The following is a 21,949-nucleotide window of genomic DNA, read 5'->3' on the forward strand; positions in this document are numbered from 1 at the left end:
GGAAAGCCGGACCCCGCGCCTTGCGGAGAGTCGATCGATTTGCCGCAGGCGGGCCGCCGGGCGAGCGCAGCGGCGAATAATCGTCGCCATGTCCGGCTCGACGCGGAAGAAACGGAAGCGATTCGACTTTGAGTCGTGCGGATGAACGGAGAAGGGCATTCAATCGAGCGTGGGAGGTTGTGCATCCATGCGCCGAGAAGATGATTCCGTGGTGGAAATCAGCTTGGAAATACGCCGTTCGCGGGTGCGGCGTCGCGCTGAATTGAAGGGAAATAGGTGACGGGGAAGCGGATTTCAGCGTGTTTCCACCCGCGAAATCGATTTGAAATGACCCTCGAAGCGGGCATTGTGCACAATCTATGGGCAGGCGATGTGGTTGATAATGTCCTGCTTCGGGCGTCCTGCGGCCTGGTCAGCGACGGACTCGACGCGCATGCTGCGAATCGACCGATTTCGCGGAATTTGTCTGCGGAACCCGTTTGCGGTCCGCGCTTGACAAGCATCACGGGCGCGGATAAAAAATCAGGCATGAAAAAGATCACCTGCAACTGTTTTTGGTGGTGCTGGCGGCATAGCAAGTGAGCCGTCGGCGAGGTGATGTATTGATTTGAATGCCGCGGGCTCAAAGGCCCGCGGTTTTTTCTTTCCCCCTTCGAGGGGGGTGGCGAAAAGGGCTGCGGGACCAGGGACCGCAGCCCTTTTCGTCAACCCCAAGGAGGAATGTCATGGAAGAGAGGATCATCCTGCCCGCAGCCGAAATGCCGGATAAATGGTACAACCCCTTGCCCGACCTGCCCACTCCGCTCGCTCCGCCGCTCGATCCGCAGACCCGGCAGCCCATTTCGCCGGAACAGCTCGGCGTGATCTTCCCGAACGCGCTCATCGAGCAGGAGATGAGCGCGGAATCCTGGATCGCCATTCCCCAGCCCGTCATGGACGTCTATCGCCTCTGGCGGCCCACGCCGCTGGTGCGGGCGCGCAATCTGGAAAAAGCCATCGGCGCGAAATGCAAGATATATTACAAGGACGAGTCCGTTTCCCCGGCGGGGTCGCACAAGCCGAACACCTCGGTTCCCCAGGCGTACTACAACAAGATGGAAGGCGTGCGGCGGCTCTCCACGGAGACGGGCGCGGGACAGTGGGGCACGGCCCTTTCCTTTGCTTGCAGCCAGTTCGGCATGGATTGCACCGTGTACATGGTCAAGGTCAGCTACGAGATGAAGCCGTATCGGCAGATCCTGATCCGCAACTACGGCGCGACCATTCACCCGTCGCCGTCCCCGGCCACGCGCACCGGCGCGGCCATGCTGGAAAAGGATCCGGGCTGCAAGGGCAGCCTCGGCCTGGCCATTTCCGAGGCGGTCGAGGACGCGGCCACGCATGACGACACCAAATACACCCTGGGCAGCGTGCTCAACCACGTGCTCATCCACCAGACCATCGTGGGCCTGGAAACGCAGAAGCAGCTCGCCGCCATCGGCGTCAAGCCGGACTACCTCGTGGGCTGCGTGGGCGGCGGATCCAACTTTGCCGGGCTGGTCCTGCCGTTCCTCAAGAACAAGCTCGCCGGTGAAAAGATCAAGTTCGTGGCCTCCGAACCCAAGGCCTGCCCCACGCTCACGCGCGGGCAGTATCGCTACGATTACGGCGACATGGCCCGCCTGACCCCGCTGATGAAGATGCACACTCTGGGGCATTCCTTCATGCCCGCGCCCATCCATGCGGGAGGGCTGCGCTATCACGGCGACGCGCCGATTCTTTGCAATCTCATGGAGGAGGGGCTCATCGACGCGCGCGCCTACTTCCAGACCGAATGCTTCGACGCGGCGCAGCTTTTCCTGCGCACGCAGGGCTTTTTGCCCGCGCCGGAAACCTCCCACGCCATCAAGGCGGCCATCGAGGTGGCCAAGGAGGCCGGTCCGGACGAAACCGTGGTCTTCCTCTATTCCGGCCACGGCATGCTGGATCTGGCATCCTACGACGCCTATCTGCAGGGCAAGCTGACCAATTTCGAGCTGCCGCAGGAGGATATCGACAGCGCGCTCAAGGACTGCCCCGATATTCCCTAGTGACAAAGGGATGATCGTCTTGACTTTGGGGCGGCCTGCGCGAGCGGGCCGCCTTTTTCAATGCGGCCGTTCAGCACGGCCGTTCAGCACGGGTGTTCAGGACGGGGGGGCAGGAGGGGAGCGGGTACAGACGTGCCGGATGGCCCGGCGGCGCGGGGCAGGAGCCGGTCTAGAGCATCCGCGTCTTGAGCCGGGCGATGCGCGCGAAGCTGCGTTGCAGCCTGTCCGGGGCGAGCCGCCCGGAAAGGGCGTTGCGGCAGAGTATGTCGAGCGCTTTGGGCGCGATGTCCGGATCGTAGCGCAGGTTGTTGCCGAAGAGCAGCAGGTCGCAGCCCGCGTCCAGGGCCATGAGCATGGCTTCTTCCAGGCCGTAGCGTCCGGCCACGGCTTCCATGTTCAGGTCGTCGCTGACCACCACGCCGTCGAAGCCGAGGTCGCGGCGCAGCATGCCGCCGATGACGCGCTGCGAGAGCGAGGCCGGGACGTCGTCCCATTCGCTGTTGAAGAGGTGCGCGGTCATGACCATGTCGGCCAGGTTTGCGCGGATGAGCTCGCGGAAGGGCTCGAGTTCCACGGGCGACCAGAGCCCGGTAACGTCCGGCAGGCCGAGATGGCTGTCCTCGCGCGCGGAGCCGTGGCCGGGGAAATGCTTGACGCAGGTGAGCACGCCCTGGGAGCGCAGGCCGCGCGCAAAGGCCGCCCCGTGCGCCGCGACCAGGGCCGGATCGGCGGAAAAGCTGCGGTCCACAGCGCCGATGGCCGGGCTGTGCGGGTTGCGGTTCACGTCGAGCACTGGAGCGAAGTCCACGTTCAGACCCATGCGCGCGAGCTGCGCGCCCACGTCGCGCCCGGCCGCCAGGGTGGCGGAGGTGTCGGCCCCGGCCAGGCCGAGGGCGGCGGCGGAGGGCGTTTCCAGAAATCCATAGCGCTGCTTGAGCCGCTGCACGCGTCCGCCTTCCTGGTCCACGGCCAGCAGGGGCGGCGTTGCCGAGAGCTTTCGCAGTTGCGCGGTCAGCCGGGCGAGCTGCTCCGGGCTTTGTATGTTGCGCCCGTATTGCTTGAGCACGGTGTCGTAATCGAACAGCACAAGTCCGGCCACGTTGAGTTCGGCGAGGTCCCGCGCCTGGGGCGACCCCTCCGGGGCATCCGTCCCCCGGAATCCCACCAGCAGCAATTGCCCCAGGGCGCGGCGCAGCCGTTCTTCCGGCGAGGCCGCGTTCACATGTTTGGGGAGACAGGCGCAGAGCGGCAGCGCGGCCGGGAGCGCGGCAAGCAGACGGAGCAGGGTGCGGCGGGTGATGTCGGGCATGGCAGGGATGTAGCACCGGCCGGGGACAAGGGGAAGGGCGCAAAGGTCGTAGAGCCGGTTTTCCTTTGCTCCTCGTAGGGCTTGCGCTACACTGCCTCCCCATGCCGACCTTTTTTCGACGTACGACAGCCATGCGCCGCCGCCCGCCGCTTTGGGCGGATCTGGAATGTCCGGCTCCGCAGGAGACCGCGCCAAGTCTTCCGGACGCGGTACGGGAAGGGGATGCCGCAGGAGCGGCGACGTCTCCTGAACGCTCCCCGGAGAGCAAGCCGGATGTGTGTCTCGATTCCGAGACGGCGCGGCTTTTCGCGCTGGTTCTGGAGGCTCGGAGGATTCCCTGCCGTTTGCGGCGGGCTGGGCTTGGCTGGACCGTGCAGGTCCGGCGCATGGACGCCGAGCGGGCCGCGCGCGAGGTGCGGCTCTGGCGCGATGAAAACCGTGAAAAGACCGCTCCCCCGCCGCCCCCGCCCTTGCCAGGCGCGACGGAGATCGTCCCGGCAGCGTTGTATGGCCTTGCCTTGGCGGCGTTCCACGCCTTTTCCATCCGGCCCCATCCGAGCCTGAATCTCTACCCGCTGCTGATGCTGGAGCAGGGCAGCGCCGATGCCGGGCCGATCCTCTCTGGAGAATGGTGGCGGCTGGCCACGTCCCTGACCTTGCACGCGGACGGGCCGCACATCCTGGGCAACGTCGTGGTGGGGACGCTCTTCGTCAGTCTGGCCTGCCGCCGTCTGGGCTGCGGACTGGCCATGCTCCTGGCCTTTCTCGGCGGAGTGCTCGGCAATCTCTGCAATACGCTGGCGCTGGGGCCGCCGCACGATTCCATCGGTTTTTCCACTGCGGTTTTCGCGGCTGCGGGGCTCTTGGCAGCCCAGGGCGTGCTCGAGGGGCGCGGGGGGCTGCTGCGCACGCTGGTTCCCGTGGGCGCTGGGCTCGGCCTGCTGGCCATGCTCGGTTCCGGCGGGGAAAACACGGACCTGGGAGCGCATCTTTTCGGCTTCGCGGCGGGGCTGGCTCTGGGGCTGCCTGCGGGGCTGGTCTTGCGACGCACGGGCAAGCCGCCCGCCTGGGGCGGGTTTCTCTGCTGGTGCGCAGCGGTCCTGATCCCGGCGCTGGCCTGGATCTGGGCGCTGGCAGCGGCGCCGTCATGAGGTGAAGGGAACGGGTCCGGCGTCTAATCGACGGGGAAAAGCTCTTCCTGATGCTGGATGAAGTGCTCGGCCTCCCCCGCGGAAACGGGGCGGGAGTAGAGATAGCCCTGGTAGTATTCGCAGCCGAGTTCCATGAGGGTGCGCTGGTGCTGGGGCCGCTCCACGCCTTCCGCGACCACTTCCAGGCCGAGGGTGTGGGCGAGGTTGATGATGGCCTTGACGATTTCCACGTTTTCCGGGCCGGTGTCCAGCGCCTGCACAAAGCTGAGATCGATCTTGAGATGGTCCAGGGGCAGCTTTTGCAGGTAGCTCATGGAGGAGTAGCCCGTGCCGAAATCGTCCACGGCCAGGGTGATGCCGAGTTCCTTGAGCATGCGCAGCGTGTTGGTGGCCTGGACCGCGTTCTGCATGATCGCCGTTTCCGTGATTTCCAGCTTGAGCCGGTCGGCGGGCATCTTGGTTTCATTGAGGATGCGCCGAATCTTGCCGATCAGGTCGGACTGGGCGAACTGTTTCCCGGAGATGTTCACGCTCAGGAAGATGTCCTGGGCCGCGGGCAGGGTCTTGCGCCAGCGGGCCATGGTCGCGCAGGCCTCGTGCAGCACCCAGAGGCCCAGGTCGGTGATCTGGCCCGTTTCCTCGGCCACGGCGATGAACTCCATGGGCGAGATGAGGCCGCGTTCCGGGTGCATCCAGCGGGCCAGGGCCTCGAAGGCGAAGACCCGCTTTTTCCCCTTGAGCTGCACTATGGGCTGGTAGTTCAGGAAGAATTGTCCCTCGGCCATGGCCGTGTCCATGTCGTTTTCCAGGGTCATCAACTGGACGGCGTGCTCGAGCAGCCGGTTGCTGAAGACCTTGAAGCGGTCCCGGCCCGTGGCCTTGGCGCGGTGCATGGCCAGGTTCGAATAGCGCAGGACGTCCTCGGCGTGCTGCGCATCGACAGGTCCGAGCACGATGCCGAGGCTGGCGGAAATCTGGATTTCGTGTCCCGCGAGGTTGTAGGGGCGGCGGAGCCTGCTCCGCATGCGCTTGACGACCTGAATGGCCATGCGCGGGGACTGGAGCTCTTCCAGCAGGACGATGAATTCGTCGCCGCCGAAACGGGAAACCGTGTCCAGCTCGCGCACGCTCTCCTCAAGGCGTCGAGAGACTTCGATGAGCACCACGTCGCCCACGTTGTGGCCGAGGCTGTCGTTGATGATCTTGAAGCGGTCGAGGTCCACGAAGATGAGCGCGAAGTTGTAGTTGCCCCGGCGGCGGGCGCGTTCCAGCGCCCTGGTCAGCCGGTCCATGCACAGGGTCCGGTTTGCCAGCCCGGTGAGCGGGTCGTGCATGGCCTGGTGCCGGAGCTGGTTCTCCATGCGCTTGCGTTCCGTGATGTCCGTGAAGAGCACGAAGCAGCCCTTCACCTCGCCGCTGGAATCGAACATGGTCGTGGCGCTGGCCAGGACGTTGACGTCGTCGCCTTCCTTGCGGTGGAAGGTGAACTCGCCCTGCTGATGGGGGGAGTTGACGCGCTGGGCCAGGAGATTGCGGAACAGGCGCGCGTCGCCGTGCTCCATGAAGTCCATGGGGGTGCGGCCCTCGATCTCGATGCGCGAGTAGCCGAGCATGTCGCGGAAGGCCTTGTTCGTTCCCCGGATGACGGCGTCCCGGTCGAGCATGAGGTAGCCCTCGGACGTGGTCTCGATGAGCGAGCGGTACATTTCCTCGCTTTTCCGCAGCTGGCTTTCGGCCTGCTTGCGCTGGGTCACGTCCGTGATGGCCCCGGCGATGCGCAGCGGTTCGCCGGATTCGTCCTTGAGGCTCGCGCCGCGCGCATGCACCCAGCGGTAGGAGCCGTGCTTGTGGCGCAGGCGGTATTCCAGGTTCATCTCATCCATGATCCCGGCCATGAGGCTCTGGTGCGCGTTGACCACGGCCTCCAGATCGTCGGGGTGGATGCGCTTCTTCCATTCCTCGACGTTGGCCGGGAATTCGCGTTCGGCAAAGCCGATGATTTCCTTCCAGCGCGGCGAGTAATAGACCTCGTCGGTGTAGAGATCCCAGTCCCAGATGCCGTCGTTGGCGCCGCGCACGGCCAGGGCGTAGCGTTCCTGGGCCTTTTCCCGTTCGAGGACTTCGGCCTCCAGGGCGGATTCTCGCGACTGGACCCGGCTGGCCATGCCCCGGAACTCGATCATGATCTCTTCAAGCTCGCGGTGGTGGGGCTGCTTGAAGTCGTCGGAAAAGCGTCCGTCCGCCAGCAGGTTCATGCCCTGCCGCAACTCCCGGAAGGGGCGGGCCAGGAAGACCCGCAGGAACAGGCCCGTGGCCAGGGCGAGCACCACGACCACGCCGCCGAACGCGGCTACCATGGTCACGGTGAAGACCCGCAGGCTGCGCTTGTAGGGAGCCAGGGTCAGGGTGATGCGCGCGGTGCCGATGCGCTGGTTCTCGAAGAGAATGGGGCGGACGCGCTCCACGCGGTCTGCGCCGTCCGGCGCCTTGATCAGCTCGAAGAGCACGCGGCCCCGATGGTCCTCGATGCGGACCGAGGCGACCTGCTCGTTCTGGGTGAAGACGCTGCCCGCCTGGCGGATGCCGTTTTCATCGAAGGTCCAGAGGGGCACGGCCAGTATGTCGGCCAGATTGGAGGCGTATTCGTCGGCCGTGGCGTCGATTTCGCGGCGCATGTCTTCGGAGCGGAAGTAGTATCCGGCTGCGAAAAGGACGAGCATGACCAGGGCGATCAGCAAAATGAGCGATATGGTCATGTCCTGGGACAACGACCGTCTTGCTTTTCGTTCCTCTTTCGCGGGAGGGGTGCTCGTTTCGCTTTTCATCATCCGTTGCGGCCTTGCGCGACATGGGGTGTACAGGGAACCTGCGGGTTATACATAATCATGGCACGCGGCACAACGGTCACGGTTCCTCGTTTTCGAGCATGCTCCTGAGCCAGACCCGGAAGGGTTCCTCGATTTGTCCGGAAAGACGGCAAAGCGAGGGGTCCGCCCGGGCGACGAAGCCTTCGACCCCGCTGCCCGGAACGCTTGCGCTCCAGAAGTCCTGAGGAACGGGGACGATCGTTTCGCGGGCTCGGCCGTCCGGGCCGCGATAGCGCACGCGCAGCCGCCAGGCCGGATCCCCGCTGCGCCGAGGGATTCTTTCCAGAACCCAGGCGGTCGTCCTGGCTTCGCCAAAGGCGCGGACGCGCTCCTCGCGCAGGAGTCCGTATGGTATCCTGGAGAGCAGCCAGAGAACGAGAATCGTCCCGGCCACGGCCAGAACGTCGCGCAGGAAGGGACGGGAGCGCTTTCCGCCGAGCATGCGGAAAGCTACACCGTTTCAGTGGCGCGAACAAGGGCGCAAAGCGCTTGTCAGCGGGGTGGGGCCTCGGATATCCTGCGACAATGCAGCAACGGGAAGATGATATGCGCATGGATATCGAGCGCGAAGCCAAATATCTTGAGGCGAGCATCCGCAGGCTCATCTCGGCGGTCCGGCGTCGCTACGCCCGGCCCGAAGAAACGGAGCAGGACTACGGATGGTGGGTTTTGGCCTGCGGAGAACCCTTCGGCGACGCGGCCCTTGCGGAGAGAGACGTGTTGCGCGATCGGCTGCGGGCCGAGGTGGAACAGGCGGGCATCATGCTGCCGGAACTGATCTGGGTCTGGGACGAGGATGATTGCGTGCAGTTGGTGATCACGACCCTGCCGACCCAGGACCGGGCCGAGCGCGTGGCCGAGCGGCTGCGGGCCAAGGGGCTGCGCATGCGCGTGGCGCGCGAACGGTTCTGACCTACATATACTAAAGCTCGCAAAAAAAAGCGCACGCAGAAGAATCTGCGTGCGCTTTTTTTTGATGCCGGGTCCGTGGCTGGTTTTTGCTAAAAAAGTAAATTCGGCCTTGCAATTTTTCCGCTTCAGAGATGCCGGGCCTGAAACTTTCTTTTTGGAAAGTCAGATCTCGTCTGCATGCAGGTACGGATTCAATTCCATGACCGATTCGAACAGGAAGTGGTCCACGAGGTGGCAGAGAATGTGCCCGGCCGCGATGTGGATCTCCTGTATTACCGGGGTGTCGGCGGTGGGGGCGGCGATGAGCGTGTCCGAGAGGGACGCCATTTCTCCGCCGCGTTCGCCGGTCATGCCCACGGTGGTCATGTTGCGGCGGCGGGCCTCGCGCAGGGCTGCGAGCACGTTGGGGCTGCCGCCCGAAGTGGAGATGCCCACCAGGATGTCGCCGGGATTGCCCAGGGCCTGGACCTGCTTTTCGAAGATCTGGTTGAAGCCGTAATCGTTGCCGATGGCCGTGATGATCGAGGTGTCCGTGGTCAGGGCAATGGCGGGCAGGGGCGGGCGTTCCAGCTTGAAACGGTTCACGAATTCAGCCGCGAGATGCTGGCTGTCCGCGGCGGAGCCGCCGTTGCCGCAGAAAAGAATCTTGCCGCCCTTGGCCAGGCAGACGGCGAAGGTTCGGGCGGTGTCCACCAGCAGTTCGGACTGCTCGGCGAAGAAGCGTTCCCGTGCGCGAAGACCGGCCTCCGCATGGCTGCGAACCTTTTCCAGTGCGCTCTTGCTCATGATATATCCTCGGTTTGAATGCCGGGTTGGTCGAATGACAGCACACATGCCGCAAAGGCCGACTCCTATCCCAAAGGCTGGCGGTGGGCAAGGGGCGAGACAGGGCGGCCTCCTTGCAGAACACATTGTCGTCAAAGGAGAACAAGCAGAATTGCAAAATTGTAAAGTTTGAAAATCGCTTCCTTTCGACACTGAATTGCGTTACATCGTTCCATCCGTGTCAACAGTTCAAACGAATGTGTTCACCAGAAGAGGAGGAGTTGATGAAACGGTTCCTTAAACGCGCCGCCTACGTGGCGGCCGCTGTGGTCCTGGCTGCGTTCATGCTGTCCGGCTGTGGCTCCGAAGATAGCAACGTCATCAAGATCGGCTTCAACATCCCGCTGACCGGCGACATCCCCAAGGTGGGCGAGGCTTCCAAGTTCGCGGCCGAGATGCTCAAGGAAGACGTGAATTCCCAGGGCGGCATCACTGTCGGCGGCAAGAAGTACACCCTCGAGTTCGTCTACGAGGACAACGAGTCCAAGGCCGAGTCCGCGGTCAACGCCGCGCTGAAGCTCATCGACCAGGACGGCGTCGTCGCCATCATCGGCCCCAACTCGTCCAAGCAGGCCGTGCCCGCCGGCGGCACCGCCAACGACAACGAGACCCCGATGATTTCCCCCTGGTCCACCAACCCGGACACCACCAAGGACCGTCCGTGGGTCTTCCGCGCCGCGTTCCTGGATCCGTTCCAGGGCCCGGTGGCCGTGAACTTCGCGGCCAAGACCTTCGGCGCCAAGACCGCCGCGGTCATCTTCGACATCTCCAACGACTATTCCAAGGGGCTGGCCGAGATCTTCAAGCAGGAATGGGAAAAGAAGATGGGCGACGGCACCGTCGTGGCCTTCGAGTCCCACGGCACCAAGGACCAGGACTTCTCCGCGCAGCTGACCACCATCATCGGCGCCGCTCCTGACTTCATCTTCGTGCCCGACAACTACAACCAGGTCGCGCTGATCGTGAAGCAGGCCCACGACCTCGGCTGGCAGGGCCCCTTCATGGGTTCCGACGCCTGGGGTTCCGCCGAACTGATGGAGCTTTGCGGCGACGACTGCAAGGGCCAGTACTTCTCGACCCACTACGCCGCTGCCGGCGCCAAGGGCGACACCAAGGTCTTCATCGACCGCTACAAGGAAAAGTACGGCTACACCCCTGACGACGTGGCCGCCCTGACCTGGGACGCCACCCGTCTCGTGCTCCAGGCCATCCAGGGCCTGAACGAGTGGCCCGCGGATCTGAAGGCCCAGCGCACCGCCATCAAGGACGGCCTGGGCAACATCGCCGAGTTCGCCGGCGTCACCGGCACCATGAAGTTCGACGAGCAGGGCGACCCGATCAAGTGCGCCGTGGTCGTCAGAATCTCCGACGAAGGCGCTTTCGAGTTCGCAGAGTCCGTCTGCCCGTAAGCTGATCATCCGATTATCGGAGCGGGGGCCCCCGGGCCCCCGCTCTCCTTGTGCACGAGCATCGTCCCGGCGGCCCGGTTTCGGAGTCGCCGGCTAAAGGAACGACATACGTGGAAGTCCTCATCCAGAACATCATCAACGCGCTGCAGTGGGGCAGCTTCTACGCCCTCATCGCCCTGGGCTACACCCTGGTGTACGGCGTGCTGCTGCTGATCAACTTCGCCCACGGCGACATCTTCATGGTCGGCGCCTACATCGCCTTCTTCGTCGTCATCACTCTGCTCGGAACCATGGGACTGGCACCGGGCGTGGCGCTGGCGCTGGCCGTGCCCCTGACCATGATCCTGACCGCCTGCGTGGGCGTGACCCTGGAGCGCATCGCCTACAGGCCTCTGCGGCGCAAGGGCGCGCACCGGCTCTATGTGGTCATCACCGCGCTCATGTGCGGCCTGATCCTGGAAAACGGCAACCTCGCCCTCCTCGGCGCGAGCCGCAAAAAATTTCCCGAACTGCTGGAAACCACGGTCTACCGCTTCGGCGACGTCTCCGTGACGAACATCAAGCTCATCGTCATCGTGGCCGCCATCCTGGTCTTCCTCTTCCTGCACTTCGTGGTCACGCGCACCAAGATCGGCATGGCCATGCGCGGCATCTCCTACGACAAGTTCGCCATCCCCCTCATGGGCATCCCGGTGGACACCATCATCGTGTTCACCTTCATCCTCGGTTCCGGCTTCGCGGGCCTTGCGGGTCTGCTGTTCGCCATGAGCTATCCCGTGCTCGAACCCTACATGGGCGCGCTGATCGGCTGGAAAGCCTTCATCGCGGCTGTCGTGGGCGGCATCGGCGATATCCGGGGAGCCTTTGTGGGCGGATTTCTGCTCGGCTTCATCGAGATCGGCGTGGTGGCGGTCTTCCCGTCCACGATGCGGGATCTCTTCGCCTTCACCATCCTGCTGATGATCCTCTGGGCCAAGCCCACGGGACTTTTCGGCCGGGCCAGGCACCAGAAGATCTGACGACCGCAACGCGAAGGGATACGACTCCATGGAAATCGGCAACAAGCTTCAAAGAAACGCTTTCACCCTTGCGGTGATTTCGGGCTGCGTCCTGCTCATCATGCTGGCGCAGTTCAAGATGATCAACCTCTACGTCCAGTCCGTCATGATGTTCATGGGCATCAACATCATGATCGCCACGAGCCTGAACCTGGTGAACGGAAACATGGGCGAATTCTCCTGCGGCCACGCCGCGTTCCTCTGCGTCGGGGCCTACGTCTCGTCGCTGACCACCGTGCTCCTGCTGGTGCCCAACGGCATCCTCGGCGACCCGCTGCTGCCGCCCCAGCTGTCCGTCCTGGTCTTCCCCATTTCCGTCCTGGTGGGCGGCGTGGTGGCGGCCCTGGCGGGCATCCTCGTGGCCCTGCCTTCGTTCAAGACACGCGGAGACTACCTGGCCATCATCACCATCGCCGTGAACTACATGGTCATCTCCGGCATCGAGAACCTGGACATCATCGGCGGGCCGCGCGGCTTCATGGGCATGAAGAAGGTGGTCAAGGCCATGTACGACGTGGCCGACATCCCCTGGATGATGATCTTCGTGGCCATCGGAACCATCTTCTGCGTGGTGATGATCCGCCGCTACATCTCCTCCACCTTCGGCAAGGGCGTCAACGCCATCTGCCAGGACGAGATCGCCGCCGAGATCATGAGCGTGAACACCAACAAGGTGAAGCTCGTGACCTTCATGCTCTCTTCCGGCCTCTGCGGCATGGCGGGCGGACTCTTCGCCCACGTGGTCGGCTACGTGAACCCCCAGTCCTTCAACATCCTCAAGTCCACCGAGGCCATGGTCATGGTCTACCTCGGCGGCATGGGCTCGCTCTCCGGCGCGGTGCTCTCCGCGGTATTCTTCACCTTCCTGCTGGAACTGCTTCGGCCGCTCCAGATCCTCAAATGGGTGATCATCCCGCTGACGCTGGTCCTGCTGATGCAGTTCCGGCCCGAAGGAATCATGGGCAACAAGGAACTCACCGACATCTTCCCGAAGCTGCGGAAGTATTGCCGGTTCAAGTAAACCCGTCTGGAGAGAGCAATGTCGCTTCTGAAAGTTGATCACATGACGCAGAACTTCGGCGGCCTTCAGGCGGTGTCGGACTTCAACATCGAACTGGAGGGCGGCGAGCTTGTCGCGCTCATCGGCCCCAACGGCGCAGGCAAGACCACCATCTTCAACCTCGTGTCCGGCTTCTACACCCCCACCAAGGGGACCATCACCTTCGACGGGGTGGACACGCGCGGCATGCGGCCCCATCAGGTCACGGCCCTGGGCGTGTCCCGCACCTTCCAGAACATCCGGCTCTGGAAGGACATGCACGTGCTCGACAACATCCGCGTGGCCCAGCATTACCGCATGGGCTATTCGGTTTTCGACGCCTTCGCGCGGACCCGGAAGTACATGGGCCAGGAAAAGGAGATCGACCGCATCTCCTGGGAACTGCTCGAAGCCATGGGGCTCAAGGATTACGCCTATGAAGTCCCGCCGAACCTGCCCTACGGCCTCCAGCGCCGGGTGGAGATCGCGCGGGCCATGTCCATCCAGCCCAAGCTGCTCCTGCTCGACGAGCCCGCCGCCGGACTGAACTCCCGCGACGTGGAAGGACTCATCGACCTGGTGCGCTGGATTCACGAGAACTACAAGATCACCATCTGGATGATCGAACACCAGATGAAGGTGGTCATGAGCCTGTGTTCCTGGATCAAGGTCATCGACTTCGGAGAAACCATCGCCGAAGGCAATCCCGAAGACATCCAGGCCAATCCCAAAGTCATCAAAGCCTACCTGGGAGACGACACGATTTGAAACCGCTGCTCGAAATCGAAAACCTCGTCGTCAAGTACGGCAACATCGAGGCCCTGCACGGCATCTCCTTCACCGTCGAGGAAGGGGAGATCGTCACGCTCATCGGGGCCAACGGTGCAGGCAAGTCCACCACGCTGATGGCCATCGCCCGGCTGCTGCCTCCGGAAGCGCCCAAGGTCATCCAGGGCGACATCCGCCACAAGGGCGTGAGCATTCTCGGCATGCCCGCCGACAAGGTCGTTTCCGACCTGCACATGGCGCTGGTTCCCGAAGGACGGCACATCTTCGGCAACCTCAGCGTGGAGGAAAACCTCAAGCTCGCCACCTACGCCCGCAAGCGCGATTCCTCCTCCGACATCCAGCGCGACTACGATCAGGTCTACAGCCTGTTCCCGCGTCTGGCCGAGCGCCGCAAGCAGCAGAGCGAGTCCCTTTCCGGCGGCGAGCAGCAGATGCTGGCCGTGGGCCGCGCCCTGATGTCCAAATGCTCGTTCATCATGCTCGACGAGCCCTCCATGGGCCTGGCTCCCGCACTGATGTACGATATGTTCCGCACGCTCAAGCAGCTCAACGAACAGGGCATGACCATCCTGCTCATCGAGCAGAACGCCAACCTCGCGCTCAAGTTCGCCCACCGGGGCTACGTGCTCGACACCGGCGAAATCGTCGCCCAAGGTTCCTCCGCGGAACTCATCAACGATCCCGAAGTGAAAAAGGCCTACCTGGGCGGCTAAGTCCCGGCGTTGGCTTTTTGAAGGCTTTTCCGGGGGGAACCCTTTCTTGCAGAAAGGGTTCCCCCCGGACCCCCCTCCCAAAGACCGTTCCCCGGCTGAACGCCTTCCGGCGTTCAGCGGATGTGTTCCCCCCTTCTGTGTGTTTTACGGTTCCTCGCAGGGCGAAAAATTCCCTTTGCGGTGCGGGCCGGATGCGCAGCATCGGCCCGCACCGCCGAAAGGGGTTCCAAGGGGCCGCGGGCCCCTTGGCCGCCGGAGGCCTGCCTTTTCCCATCTCTTTTCCCCAGTGCGCTCCGGGCTGGACTGCGGGCGCAGCTTGTGCTTGTATGTGCCCTCGCTTGGCCGCGCCGCGCTGCGCCGCGAGCCCGCACAATCTGAACCTCAACCGGCGGTTCCCGTTTTGGCCGCCGCGACCGGAAGTACGCCCATGCCCGCCATTGCCCGCAGCACGGCCCGGCTGCTCGCCACCTGCGACGACCAGCCCGGCATCGTGGCCCGCGCGTCCCGTTTCCTGTTCGACCGGGGCGCGAACATCATCCATTCGGACCAGCACTCCACGGACCCCGAAGGGGGCCGGTTCTTCTTGCGTCAGGAATTCTACATGCACGGCCTGGAGGGGATGCTCGACAGGATCGCCGAGGAGTTCGCCCGCGAGGTGGCCGACCCGTTCGGCATGGAGTGGAGCCTGCACCCCGCCTGGGTGCGCAAGAAGGCGGCGCTGCTCGTTTCCAAGCTGGACCACGGGCTGATGGACCTGCTCTGGCGCTCGCAGCGCGGGGAGCTGCCCATGGACGTGACCATGGTCATCTCCAACCATCCGGATCTCGCAGACGCGACGCGCACTTTCGGGGTGCCCTTTTTCCACGTGCCCGTGGACAAGGACGACAAGCTCACGGCCACCCGGCGCATGCTGGAGCTGCTCGACGGCAACGCGGATCTGGTCGTCCTCGCCCGCTACATGCAGATCATCCATCCGGAATTCGTGCGGGCCTACGCGAACCGGATCATCAACATCCACCATTCCTTCCTGCCCGCGTTCGTGGGGGCGGACCCCTACCGCCGGGCCGCGGAGCGGGGCGTCAAGCTCATCGGGGCCACGGCGCACTACGTCACCGAGGAACTGGACGAGGGACCGATCCTGGAGCAGGACGTGATCCGCGTATCGCATCGGCAGAACGTGGAGGATCTCAAGGTGCTGGGCCGGGATATCGAGCGTCAGGTACTGGCGCGGGCGGTGAAGTGGCATCTTGAGGACCGGGTTCTCGTGGACGGCAACAAGACCATCGTGTTCGTCTAAAGCGGCGGGATGCGACGCCCGGCACGGCCGGACGGCAAAGCCCTCTTCCGGATTCCGGAAGAGGGCTTTTTTGTTTTTCGCGGATCAGGATCCGGCTGCGGGCTCGTCGTCGTTTTCGGCCACGAGGCGCTCCGGCTCGCCGGAAGGCGGAGCAACGGGCCAGGCGGCTCCGGGCTCCAATTCGGGTTCCCGGCCTGCGGAAGGCGCATCGTCCGCTGGCGCTTCCCCGGAAGCGTCTGCGCGTTCGGCCCGTTTGTCCTGGCCCCGGTCTTCCGGGGAGGCGTCCTGCGTTCCCTGGCCTGTTTCGGCAGCCGCATCCTGGGCCTGCGGGTCGGTTTTCACAAGGCCGAGGCGGGTCAGCAGCTCGCGCAGGCGCAGGGCGAGGTTCGTCGTTCTCCGGGCCATCATGGCGAGGTCGATGGTCAGCAGGATTTCCACCTTGCAGGAATTGGCTTCCCAGAGCGCGGTGATCGCGGGCAGCAACTCCGGCTCGATCTGGAGCATTCTGCACACTCCGGCGAGTTCCTTGGCATTCCTGGGGCGGAAGAGCAGCATGTCGTCCCGGGAGACGTCCTTGCGCCAGAGCTTGCTCTTGCGGATGCGCGTCAGTCCTTTCTTGAACAAGGCATCCACATCCTCGACCGAAGCGCGGCGGGTGCGCGACTTGAGAACCTGAATCTTGTTGCCTTCGTCCTCGACCTGCCGACGCAGGCGATAGACGAAATGATCTTCGAGAAGGGATGAGACGACGCGCTGGAGGTTGTCCAGGCTGAAGTCCTTGCCGAGCAGCTGCATGATCGAGGTTTGCTCAAAAACGAAATCCGGCAGGGCGGCGGAAAATTCCTCGCGTGCTTGCGTGACGCCGATGAGCGCTCCCACGCCCGTGGCCACGACCTGCTCCATGAGGAAGCTGAATTTCAGCTTGTGCTGCGCCTCTTCTTCCGGATCGACTTCCTGAAGGTCTTTCCGCTGGAGCCGTTCTTGATAGATCTTGCGGAACTGCTGGCTGACGTCGTCCACGCAGGCGATGCGGGAAAGGCTTTCCAGGTCGGATTCGCCGAGCTGCTCGCGGGGAATGAAGGAGAGGCCGCGCGTGAGGCAGTTCGTCACCAGGCGGAGGGTGCGTCGGCCCTCGTAGCCCCTGCTGCGTTCCTCAAAGGCCTTCTGGATGCGCGTCTTCTCGATGCGCTTGTCCGAAGGGGTCAGCCGGGCCACGACGTCGTCCATGAAAAAGCGGACCACGAGCGTCTTGCCGTCCTTGCTCATGGCGAAGCGGTCGCCGTCGAGAATGGCGGTGTGGGCCTCGGCCACGGGTACCGCCACGAAGCGTTCCAGGAACGCGCGCCAGAAGGAGCGGTCCAGCTCGTGGCTCTTGAGCAGCTCGTTGTAGACGGGCAGGGCGCTTTCGCCATAGTTCCGCAGAACGAGCTCCTCGAAGTTGTCCGTAATCAGGCCGCTGGAAAAAATGATGCCCTGCATGCACTTGATGAGCAGGGTTTCGGTGTTCAGAAGATGCGTTCTGGTCTGGGTGATGATTTTTTCGTCACCCGTGGGCAAGGCCTTGGCCAAGCGGTTGAGCAGGACGAGAAAGTTGCCGGTAAGCTTATTGATGTAGTCGTGGGTCGGGTGATCCGAGCGCTGACAGAGCAGGCCGATTACGGAGCGCTGCTGCGACTCGAGCAGCGGAAATTCATTGAGATTGTTGCGGTTGATGCGGATGAAGGCGAGCAGAATCTCGCGCTCCAGCACTTCGCGCAGACTGGTGCGTTCGCGGCGCAGCCGTTCCAGGGCGTCCAGGTATGCGGTCAGGCGCTGTTCTTTGGTCAGCTGTATTTTCTCGTTGGCGTCGCTCATTCATCCTCCGGCCGGATTCGGTACAGGATTCCCATTATCCGTAGAAGAGCGGGAATGTCAAAGGAACAAGGACAAAGGCAAAGCGCGCTTGGCGCGCAGGGGCGCGGTCGGATTGACAGGGGGGCGTCGGCGGGGGAAGATGCGCCATGATCGTCTGCACGCGCTGCGGCGCGCCCAATGAGGATTCCGAGCCTCTCTGCGTTTCCTGCGGCCACAAATTGCAGTCCTTGCGACGGTTCGGCGCGCCGGAATGGCGCCCTGCGGAAACGTTGCGCCCGCTTCGGTCAGAGGAGCAGGGCCAGGGGTTCCGGGGATTGCTCCTGCGCTGCCTGGAGGTCTGGGTCGTGGCCGGGGCCACGTTGGGCCTTGCGGCTTGGGGCCTGGCCCATTCGCAGTGGTGGCCCGGACTGCTCGGCGCGGCCCTGGGCGGAATCTACGTCCTCTTGCGGCGCTGAAGAAAACGCCGCCCTGCGGTAAACGCGCGCAGGGGCGGCGTGTTCGGAATCAATTGCCCGGCGCGGTCTGGTTGGCCGTGGCGTTGGCCTCGCGGGCGATGCCGGTTTGAAGCTCGTCCTGGAGCAGGTCGGGGATGGGGCGGCTCCAGAAGTCGGCGTCCTTCTGCTGCTGGATGTCCGCCTTGCTCTTGGGCGCGCAGCAACGCACCGGCCCGCGCGGACACTCCGGAACATAATAGTCCAAATCCACGCATTCGGTGTCCGGATCCACGGTGACGCTCACGGTCCGCATCAGTGTGATCCAGGCATTGCCCTTGATGCGCACCTCGTTGCCGGAGACGTTGCAGATGAAGCGCTCTTCCTTCTTGGCATAGAAGACCGTGAAGGAGTAGTTGGGCGAGTCCTGGAAGCGGTCGATGAAGTCGATCTCGGACGGAGACTTGCAGAGCGTCCGGGCGATGACCTGTCGGCAGAGGCAGATGTCGCGGGCTTCGATGTCCGCGGCGTGCGCCTGGGGAGCGGCCAGGAGGCAGACGGCGAGTGCGCAGAAGAGCAGACGTTTCATTTGGGTGGGATGAGGAAGGCCTGAAAGCCTTCCGGGTCGTCGGTTTCACAGGCCAGGTCGCACCCCGAACAGACGAAGCATCCGTCCTTGAAGAACCATTTGGCCTTGCGCGGAGTCGCGCACTGGAAATATTCGAAGACCGTGGCATGCACGGTTCCGGTGAAACGCATGTAGCCGTTTTCCTTGAGTGCCTTTTCCTTCAAGTGGATCGCTCCTGAGGTCGGGCCGCAGCTGCGGCCCTTGGTTTCCGGCACCATGATTACCTGCTTTTGCGGAGTTTGCAAAGCCGGATGCGGGGCGGGCGGGTTTACGCACAGCAATCGACAATGCCCGTGACGGATTTTCAACAATGACTTTTTCCGCAGGGGCGGTTCGGCTGATAATCCGCGCCCTGCGGGCGCGCGAGGACGCGCGGGCCAATGGCGCGGCCTTCAAGGACAAAGTTCTGGTCAATTGCAACCTGCTTTGATATAAGAATTTTCCAGCGCGGTTCCGCGCGTCCTCTTCCCCTTGATCTCCCTGCCTTTTCTTCCGTTTCGTGTGCAAAAATACTTCTAAACTATTTCTAGAAAAGATGCTGTATTTTCGCCGATTAGTCCGTTTGGGTGCCTGTGGAAAAAAACTCTAGACAATTTTTAATCGTCCATAATTCGCAACAACAGCGCATATAGGCTAGAGTAGTCGAAAAAATCGGCTTGCCCCCCTGTACAGAAATCGCCGTTTGGGCTATTCAATCTGGCAGCGGCGTTCGTGCCGCCCAGTGCTTGATTTTCTGCCGAAACGACATGGATGAGGTTTCTTGAAGTGGGCCTGCCGGATTCCGGCCGACAGCGACCCGCCCGGCCTGCGCCGGAGCAATGGTTCGCCCTGTGCGGGGGCGGCGGAATTCGGAAATTGCGACACTCAGCGACATGAAAGAACCTTCCGGAGTCTGGAAATACGTGCGCGGCCTGGAGCGCTTCAGTCTGTGCGACTGGCCCGGCGTGCCCTGCTGCGTCGTCTTCCTCGGCACCTGCAATCTTCTGTGCCCCACCTGCCACAACTTTGAGCTGGCCTGGGACATGGAGCGCGTGCCCCTGCTGCCGCGCTGGGCGCTGCGCGCCTATCTGGACGAGCGCAAAAAGTGGCTGGGCGGCGTCACCGTCACCGGCGGCGAACCCACCCACGTGCCCCACGTGGGCGAGCTGCTCTGGGAGATCAAGCAGCGCGGCCTGCGCGTCAAGCTCGACACCAACGGCATGCGCCCGGACATGGTCCGCGAGCTGCTTTCCGAAGGGCTGGTGGACGTGTTCGCCGTGGACGTGAAGGGGCCGTATTCGAAATACCCTCAGCTGACGGGAAACGCCGTGGATCCGGACATCGCCCGGGCCAACATCGAGGCCGTGTTTTCCATGGCCTCCGCGCATCCCCAAGCCTTCTACTTCAGGACCACGCGAGTGCCCGTCCTGACCAACAACGACATGGACGAGGTCCGCGCGCTGCTGCCGCGCGGCTTCGAATTGAAAGTTCAAGAGTTCGTACCCCCCAGGAGGAAGCATGCCGTCTCAGATCATGAAGAGAGACGGGCGGTTGGAAACGTGGTCAACTGACCGCATCGCCCAGGCCATCTTCAAGGCGCTCAACGCCAGCGGGATCAAGGATCCCATTCTCGCAGGCCGCATGGCCCGCAAAGTCGAGGCAAAACTCGCGGACGTGGCCATTCCCGAACAGGAACACGTCCAGGACATGGTCGAACGCGTGCTCATGGAGTCCCGCCAGTACGAGGTGGCCCGGCGCTACGTGCTGTATCGCGAGAAGCGCCGCCAGCTGCGCGAGCAGAAGCAGGCCTACCTCGACATCAAGGAGACCATCGACGAGTACCTCGGCAAGTCCGACTGGCGCGTGAACGAGAACGCCAACATGACCCATTCCTTCCAGGGGCTCATGCTGCACCTCTCCGGCACGGTCCAGGCGCGCTACGCCCTTGAGAAGTACCCCGAGGAAGTCCGGCTGGCCCACGAGCACGGCTATTTCCACATTCACGACCTTTCGTTCGGTCTGGCCGGCTACTGTGCGGGCTGGAGCCTTCGCGACCTCCTGCTCGAAGGCTTCAACCTCGAGGGACGCTCCTCCGCCGGACCGGCCAAGCACTTCGACGCCATCCTCGGACAGATGGTCAACTTCCTCGGCACGCTCCAGAACGAGTGGGCCGGGGCCCAGGCCTTCAACAACGTGGACACCTACCTCGCGCCCTTCATCCGCGAGGACGGGCTGACCTACGAACAGGTGCGCCAGGCCATGCAGAAATTCGTGTTCAACCTGAACACGACTTCGCGCTGGGGCGGCCAGAGCCCGTTCACGAACCTGACCTTCGACCTCGTGCCGCCCAAGCACATCGCCAAGGAAGGGGTCATCATCGGCGGCGTCATGCGCGATTCGACCTACGGCGAGTACACGCAGGAAATGGAGTGGATCAACCGCGCCTTCCTGGAGGTCATGCTCGACGGCGACTACCACGGCCGGATCTTCTCCTTCCCGATCCCGACCTACAACATCACCGACGACTTTCCCTGGGATTCCGAGATCGGCGACCTGCTGCTCAAGCTCACCGCCAAGTACGGCGTGCCGTACTTCCAGAACTTCATCAACTCGGACCTCAGCCCGGAAGACGTGCGTTCCATGTGCTGCCGTCTGCAGATGGACATCCGCGAGCTGCGCAAGAAAACCGGCGGCCTTTTCGGCGCGGGCGACCTGACCGGCTCCATCGGCGTGGTCACCCTGAACCTGCCCAAGCTGGCCTACCTTTCCCAGGGCGAGGACGAGTTCCTGGATCTCGTCACCGAGTACGCCACGCTGGCCAAGGACAGCCTGGAGTTCAAGCGCAAGCTCATCGAGGACAATCTCAAGAACGGCATGTTCCCCTGGTCGCGCCGCTATCTCAAGAACGGATACAACGGCCACTTCTCGACCATCGGCCTGCTCGGCGGCAACGAGGCCTGCCTGAACCTGTTCGGCAAGGGCATCGAAACCGAATCCGGCGTGCGCTTCATGCGCCGCGTGCTCAACCACCTTCGCCAGGTCACTTCCGACTTCCAGGAAGAGACGGGCCACCTCTACAACCTGGAAGCCACTCCGGCCGAGGGAACGAGCTACCGCCTGGCCAAGATCGACAAGAAGCTCTACGCGGACATCATCACCCAGGGCAACGGCACGCCGTACTACACCAACTCCACGGCGCTGCCCGTGGGCATCTCCGAGGACGTGCTCTTCGCCCTGGAGCACCAGGACCAGCTCCAGCCGCTCTACACCGGCGGCTCGGTGTTCCACACCTTCCTGGGCGAGGCCGTGGCCGACACCGAGGCCCTGAAGAACTTCATCATCGCGGCCTTCACCAAGACCAAGCTGCCGTATCTCTCCATCACGCCGACCTTCTCGGTCTGCAAGGAGCACGGCTACATCCAGGGCGAGCACTTCGACTGCCCGACCTGCGGCCAGGAAGCGGAAGTCTATACCCGCATCGTGGGCTACTACCGTCCCGTGAATCGCTGGAACAAGGGCAAGCAGGCCGAGTATTCGGACCGCGTGACCTTCTCCAACTGCGCGTGCAGCAGCTAGAACACAGCCGCATCCGCAGCGAAAACAAGAAGAGGCCCCGACA

19 protein-coding genes are annotated in these 21,949 nt (G+C 63.4%); 12 read left to right on the forward strand and 7 right to left on the reverse strand.

Annotated features, from left to right (window positions below; genetic code table 11):
* The first annotated feature begins 725 nt into the window (after positions 1-725).
* Positions 726-2,069 carry a TrpB-like pyridoxal phosphate-dependent enzyme gene (locus G452_RS0102390; protein WP_022660659.1) on the forward strand — a complete coding sequence of 448 codons (1,344 nt, stop codon included), beginning with the start codon at positions 726-728 and terminating at the stop codon, positions 2,067-2,069.
* Positions 2,070-2,238: 169 nt separating this feature from the next.
* Here the strand turns inward: G452_RS0102390 and nagZ are convergent, their stop codons facing one another.
* Complete coding sequence (gene nagZ, locus G452_RS0102395; RefSeq protein WP_022660660.1) at positions 2,239-3,378, reverse strand: beta-N-acetylhexosaminidase; 1,140 nt, start codon at positions 3,376-3,378, stop codon at positions 2,239-2,241.
* 275 nt (positions 3,379-3,653) lie between these two features.
* Here nagZ and G452_RS17715 point away from each other — a divergent pair, with 275 nt between their 5' ends.
* Positions 3,654-4,529, forward strand: coding sequence for a rhomboid family intramembrane serine protease (locus G452_RS17715; RefSeq protein ID WP_022660661.1), 876 nt, complete (start codon positions 3,654-3,656; stop codon positions 4,527-4,529).
* 23 nt (positions 4,530-4,552) lie between these two features.
* Here the strand turns inward: G452_RS17715 and G452_RS17720 are convergent, their stop codons facing one another.
* Together G452_RS17720 and G452_RS0102410 are read right to left on the reverse strand one after the other, a co-directional pair.
* Positions 4,553-7,285, reverse strand: coding sequence for a sensor domain-containing protein (locus tag G452_RS17720; RefSeq protein WP_162141264.1), 2,733 nt, complete (start codon positions 7,283-7,285; stop codon positions 4,553-4,555).
* Positions 7,286-7,433: 148 nt separating this feature from the next.
* A complete protein-coding gene (locus G452_RS0102410; protein ID WP_022660663.1) occupies positions 7,434-7,838 on the reverse strand; it encodes a hypothetical protein in 405 nt (134 codons plus the stop codon).
* Positions 7,839-7,942: 104 nt separating this feature from the next.
* Between G452_RS0102410 and G452_RS17725 the strand changes: the two genes are divergently transcribed.
* A complete protein-coding gene (locus G452_RS17725) occupies positions 7,943-8,308 on the forward strand; it encodes a hypothetical protein (protein ID WP_022660664.1) in 366 nt (121 codons plus the stop codon).
* A 162-nt stretch (positions 8,309-8,470) separates the two neighbouring features.
* Here the strand turns inward: G452_RS17725 and G452_RS0102420 are convergent, their stop codons facing one another.
* Entirely contained in the window at positions 8,471-9,094 is a 624-nt protein-coding gene (locus G452_RS0102420) for a D-sedoheptulose 7-phosphate isomerase (protein ID WP_022660665.1), read from the reverse strand.
* A gap of 263 nt (positions 9,095-9,357) precedes the next feature.
* On the opposite strand from G452_RS0102420, the gene G452_RS0102425 reads away from it, so the two are divergent.
* From G452_RS0102425 to purU, 6 genes are all read left to right on the forward strand, one after another.
* The gene (locus tag G452_RS0102425; RefSeq protein ID WP_022660666.1) at positions 9,358-10,542 is read left to right on the forward strand and encodes an ABC transporter substrate-binding protein; all 1,185 of its coding nucleotides are present in this window, start codon (positions 9,358-9,360) and stop codon (positions 10,540-10,542) included.
* 110 nt (positions 10,543-10,652) lie between these two features.
* A complete protein-coding gene (locus tag G452_RS0102430; protein ID WP_022660667.1) occupies positions 10,653-11,561 on the forward strand; it encodes a branched-chain amino acid ABC transporter permease in 909 nt (302 codons plus the stop codon).
* A gap of 28 nt (positions 11,562-11,589) precedes the next feature.
* A complete protein-coding gene (locus G452_RS0102435; protein ID WP_022660668.1) occupies positions 11,590-12,621 on the forward strand; it encodes a branched-chain amino acid ABC transporter permease in 1,032 nt (343 codons plus the stop codon).
* Between the two features lie 18 nt (positions 12,622-12,639).
* Entirely contained in the window at positions 12,640-13,407 is a 768-nt protein-coding gene (locus G452_RS0102440; protein ID WP_022660669.1) for an ABC transporter ATP-binding protein, read from the forward strand.
* Complete coding sequence (locus tag G452_RS0102445) at positions 13,404-14,141, forward strand: ABC transporter ATP-binding protein (RefSeq protein WP_022660670.1); 738 nt, start codon at positions 13,404-13,406, stop codon at positions 14,139-14,141. Before G452_RS0102440 ends, G452_RS0102445 begins: the two co-directional genes overlap by 4 nt.
* A gap of 427 nt (positions 14,142-14,568) precedes the next feature.
* Positions 14,569-15,438 carry a formyltetrahydrofolate deformylase gene (gene purU / locus G452_RS0102450; protein WP_022660671.1) on the forward strand — a complete coding sequence of 290 codons (870 nt, stop codon included), beginning with the start codon at positions 14,569-14,571 and terminating at the stop codon, positions 15,436-15,438.
* An 84-nt stretch (positions 15,439-15,522) separates the two neighbouring features.
* Here the strand turns inward: purU and G452_RS17730 are convergent, their stop codons facing one another.
* Positions 15,523-17,292: a hypothetical protein gene (locus tag G452_RS17730; protein WP_022660672.1), complete on the reverse strand. Its 1,770-nt coding sequence runs from the start codon at positions 17,290-17,292 to the stop codon at positions 15,523-15,525.
* A 146-nt stretch (positions 17,293-17,438) separates the two neighbouring features.
* Between G452_RS17730 and G452_RS0102460 the strand changes: the two genes are divergently transcribed.
* Positions 17,439-17,747, forward strand: coding sequence for a zinc-ribbon domain-containing protein (locus tag G452_RS0102460; RefSeq protein ID WP_022660673.1), 309 nt, complete (start codon positions 17,439-17,441; stop codon positions 17,745-17,747).
* Positions 17,748-17,796: 49 nt separating this feature from the next.
* On the opposite strand, the gene G452_RS0102465 is transcribed toward G452_RS0102460, so the two are convergent.
* The gene (locus G452_RS0102465) at positions 17,797-18,312 is read right to left on the reverse strand and encodes a hypothetical protein (protein WP_022660674.1); all 516 of its coding nucleotides are present in this window, start codon (positions 18,310-18,312) and stop codon (positions 17,797-17,799) included.
* Positions 18,309-18,515, reverse strand: coding sequence for a DNA-binding protein (locus G452_RS0102470; protein WP_235619579.1), 207 nt, complete (start codon positions 18,513-18,515; stop codon positions 18,309-18,311). The genes G452_RS0102465 and G452_RS0102470 overlap by 4 nt, the downstream gene beginning before the upstream one ends.
* Positions 18,516-19,223: 708 nt before the next feature.
* Between G452_RS0102470 and G452_RS0102480 the strand changes: the two genes are divergently transcribed.
* Both G452_RS0102480 and G452_RS0102485 read left to right on the forward strand, forming a co-directional pair.
* Positions 19,224-19,901 carry an anaerobic ribonucleoside-triphosphate reductase activating protein gene (locus tag G452_RS0102480; RefSeq protein WP_027189005.1) on the forward strand — a complete coding sequence of 226 codons (678 nt, stop codon included), beginning with the start codon at positions 19,224-19,226 and terminating at the stop codon, positions 19,899-19,901.
* Positions 19,849-21,906 carry a ribonucleoside triphosphate reductase gene (locus tag G452_RS0102485; protein ID WP_022660678.1) on the forward strand — a complete coding sequence of 686 codons (2,058 nt, stop codon included), beginning with the start codon at positions 19,849-19,851 and terminating at the stop codon, positions 21,904-21,906. Before G452_RS0102480 ends, G452_RS0102485 begins: the two co-directional genes overlap by 53 nt.
* Positions 21,907-21,949 lie beyond the last annotated feature (43 nt).

This window comes from Paucidesulfovibrio longus DSM 6739 (assembly GCF_000420485.1).
Lineage (GTDB): Bacteria > Desulfobacterota > Desulfovibrionia > Desulfovibrionales > Desulfovibrionaceae > Paucidesulfovibrio > Paucidesulfovibrio longus.

What these genes read in the sequence shown, in the direction of transcription:
- G452_RS0102460 (WP_022660673.1), top strand. Translation starts at nt 17,439, where the DNA reads ATGATCGTCTGCACGCGCTGCGGCGCGCCCAATGAGGATTCCGAGCCT.
- purU (WP_022660671.1), top strand. Translation starts at nt 14,569, where the DNA reads ATGCCCGCCATTGCCCGCAGCACGGCCCGGCTGCTCGCCACCTGCGAC.
- G452_RS0102465 (WP_022660674.1), bottom strand. Translation starts at nt 18,312, where the DNA reads ATGAAACGTCTGCTCTTCTGCGCACTCGCCGTCTGCCTCCTGGCCGCT.
- G452_RS17725 (WP_022660664.1), top strand. Translation starts at nt 7,943, where the DNA reads ATGCGCATGGATATCGAGCGCGAAGCCAAATATCTTGAGGCGAGCATC.
- G452_RS0102425 (WP_022660666.1), top strand. Translation starts at nt 9,358, where the DNA reads ATGAAACGGTTCCTTAAACGCGCCGCCTACGTGGCGGCCGCTGTGGTC.
- G452_RS0102440 (WP_022660669.1), top strand. Translation starts at nt 12,640, where the DNA reads ATGTCGCTTCTGAAAGTTGATCACATGACGCAGAACTTCGGCGGCCTT.
- G452_RS0102435 (WP_022660668.1), top strand. Translation starts at nt 11,590, where the DNA reads ATGGAAATCGGCAACAAGCTTCAAAGAAACGCTTTCACCCTTGCGGTG.
- G452_RS0102410 (WP_022660663.1), bottom strand. Translation starts at nt 7,838, where the DNA reads ATGCTCGGCGGAAAGCGCTCCCGTCCCTTCCTGCGCGACGTTCTGGCC.
- G452_RS0102390 (WP_022660659.1), top strand. Translation starts at nt 726, where the DNA reads ATGGAAGAGAGGATCATCCTGCCCGCAGCCGAAATGCCGGATAAATGG.
- G452_RS0102480 (WP_027189005.1), top strand. Translation starts at nt 19,224, where the DNA reads ATGAAAGAACCTTCCGGAGTCTGGAAATACGTGCGCGGCCTGGAGCGC.
- G452_RS0102485 (WP_022660678.1), top strand. Translation starts at nt 19,849, where the DNA reads ATGCCGTCTCAGATCATGAAGAGAGACGGGCGGTTGGAAACGTGGTCA.
- G452_RS17720 (WP_162141264.1), bottom strand. Translation starts at nt 7,285, where the DNA reads ATGACCATATCGCTCATTTTGCTGATCGCCCTGGTCATGCTCGTCCTT.
- nagZ (WP_022660660.1), bottom strand. Translation starts at nt 3,378, where the DNA reads ATGCCCGACATCACCCGCCGCACCCTGCTCCGTCTGCTTGCCGCGCTC.
- G452_RS17730 (WP_022660672.1), bottom strand. Translation starts at nt 17,292, where the DNA reads ATGAGCGACGCCAACGAGAAAATACAGCTGACCAAAGAACAGCGCCTG.
- G452_RS0102420 (WP_022660665.1), bottom strand. Translation starts at nt 9,094, where the DNA reads ATGAGCAAGAGCGCACTGGAAAAGGTTCGCAGCCATGCGGAGGCCGGT.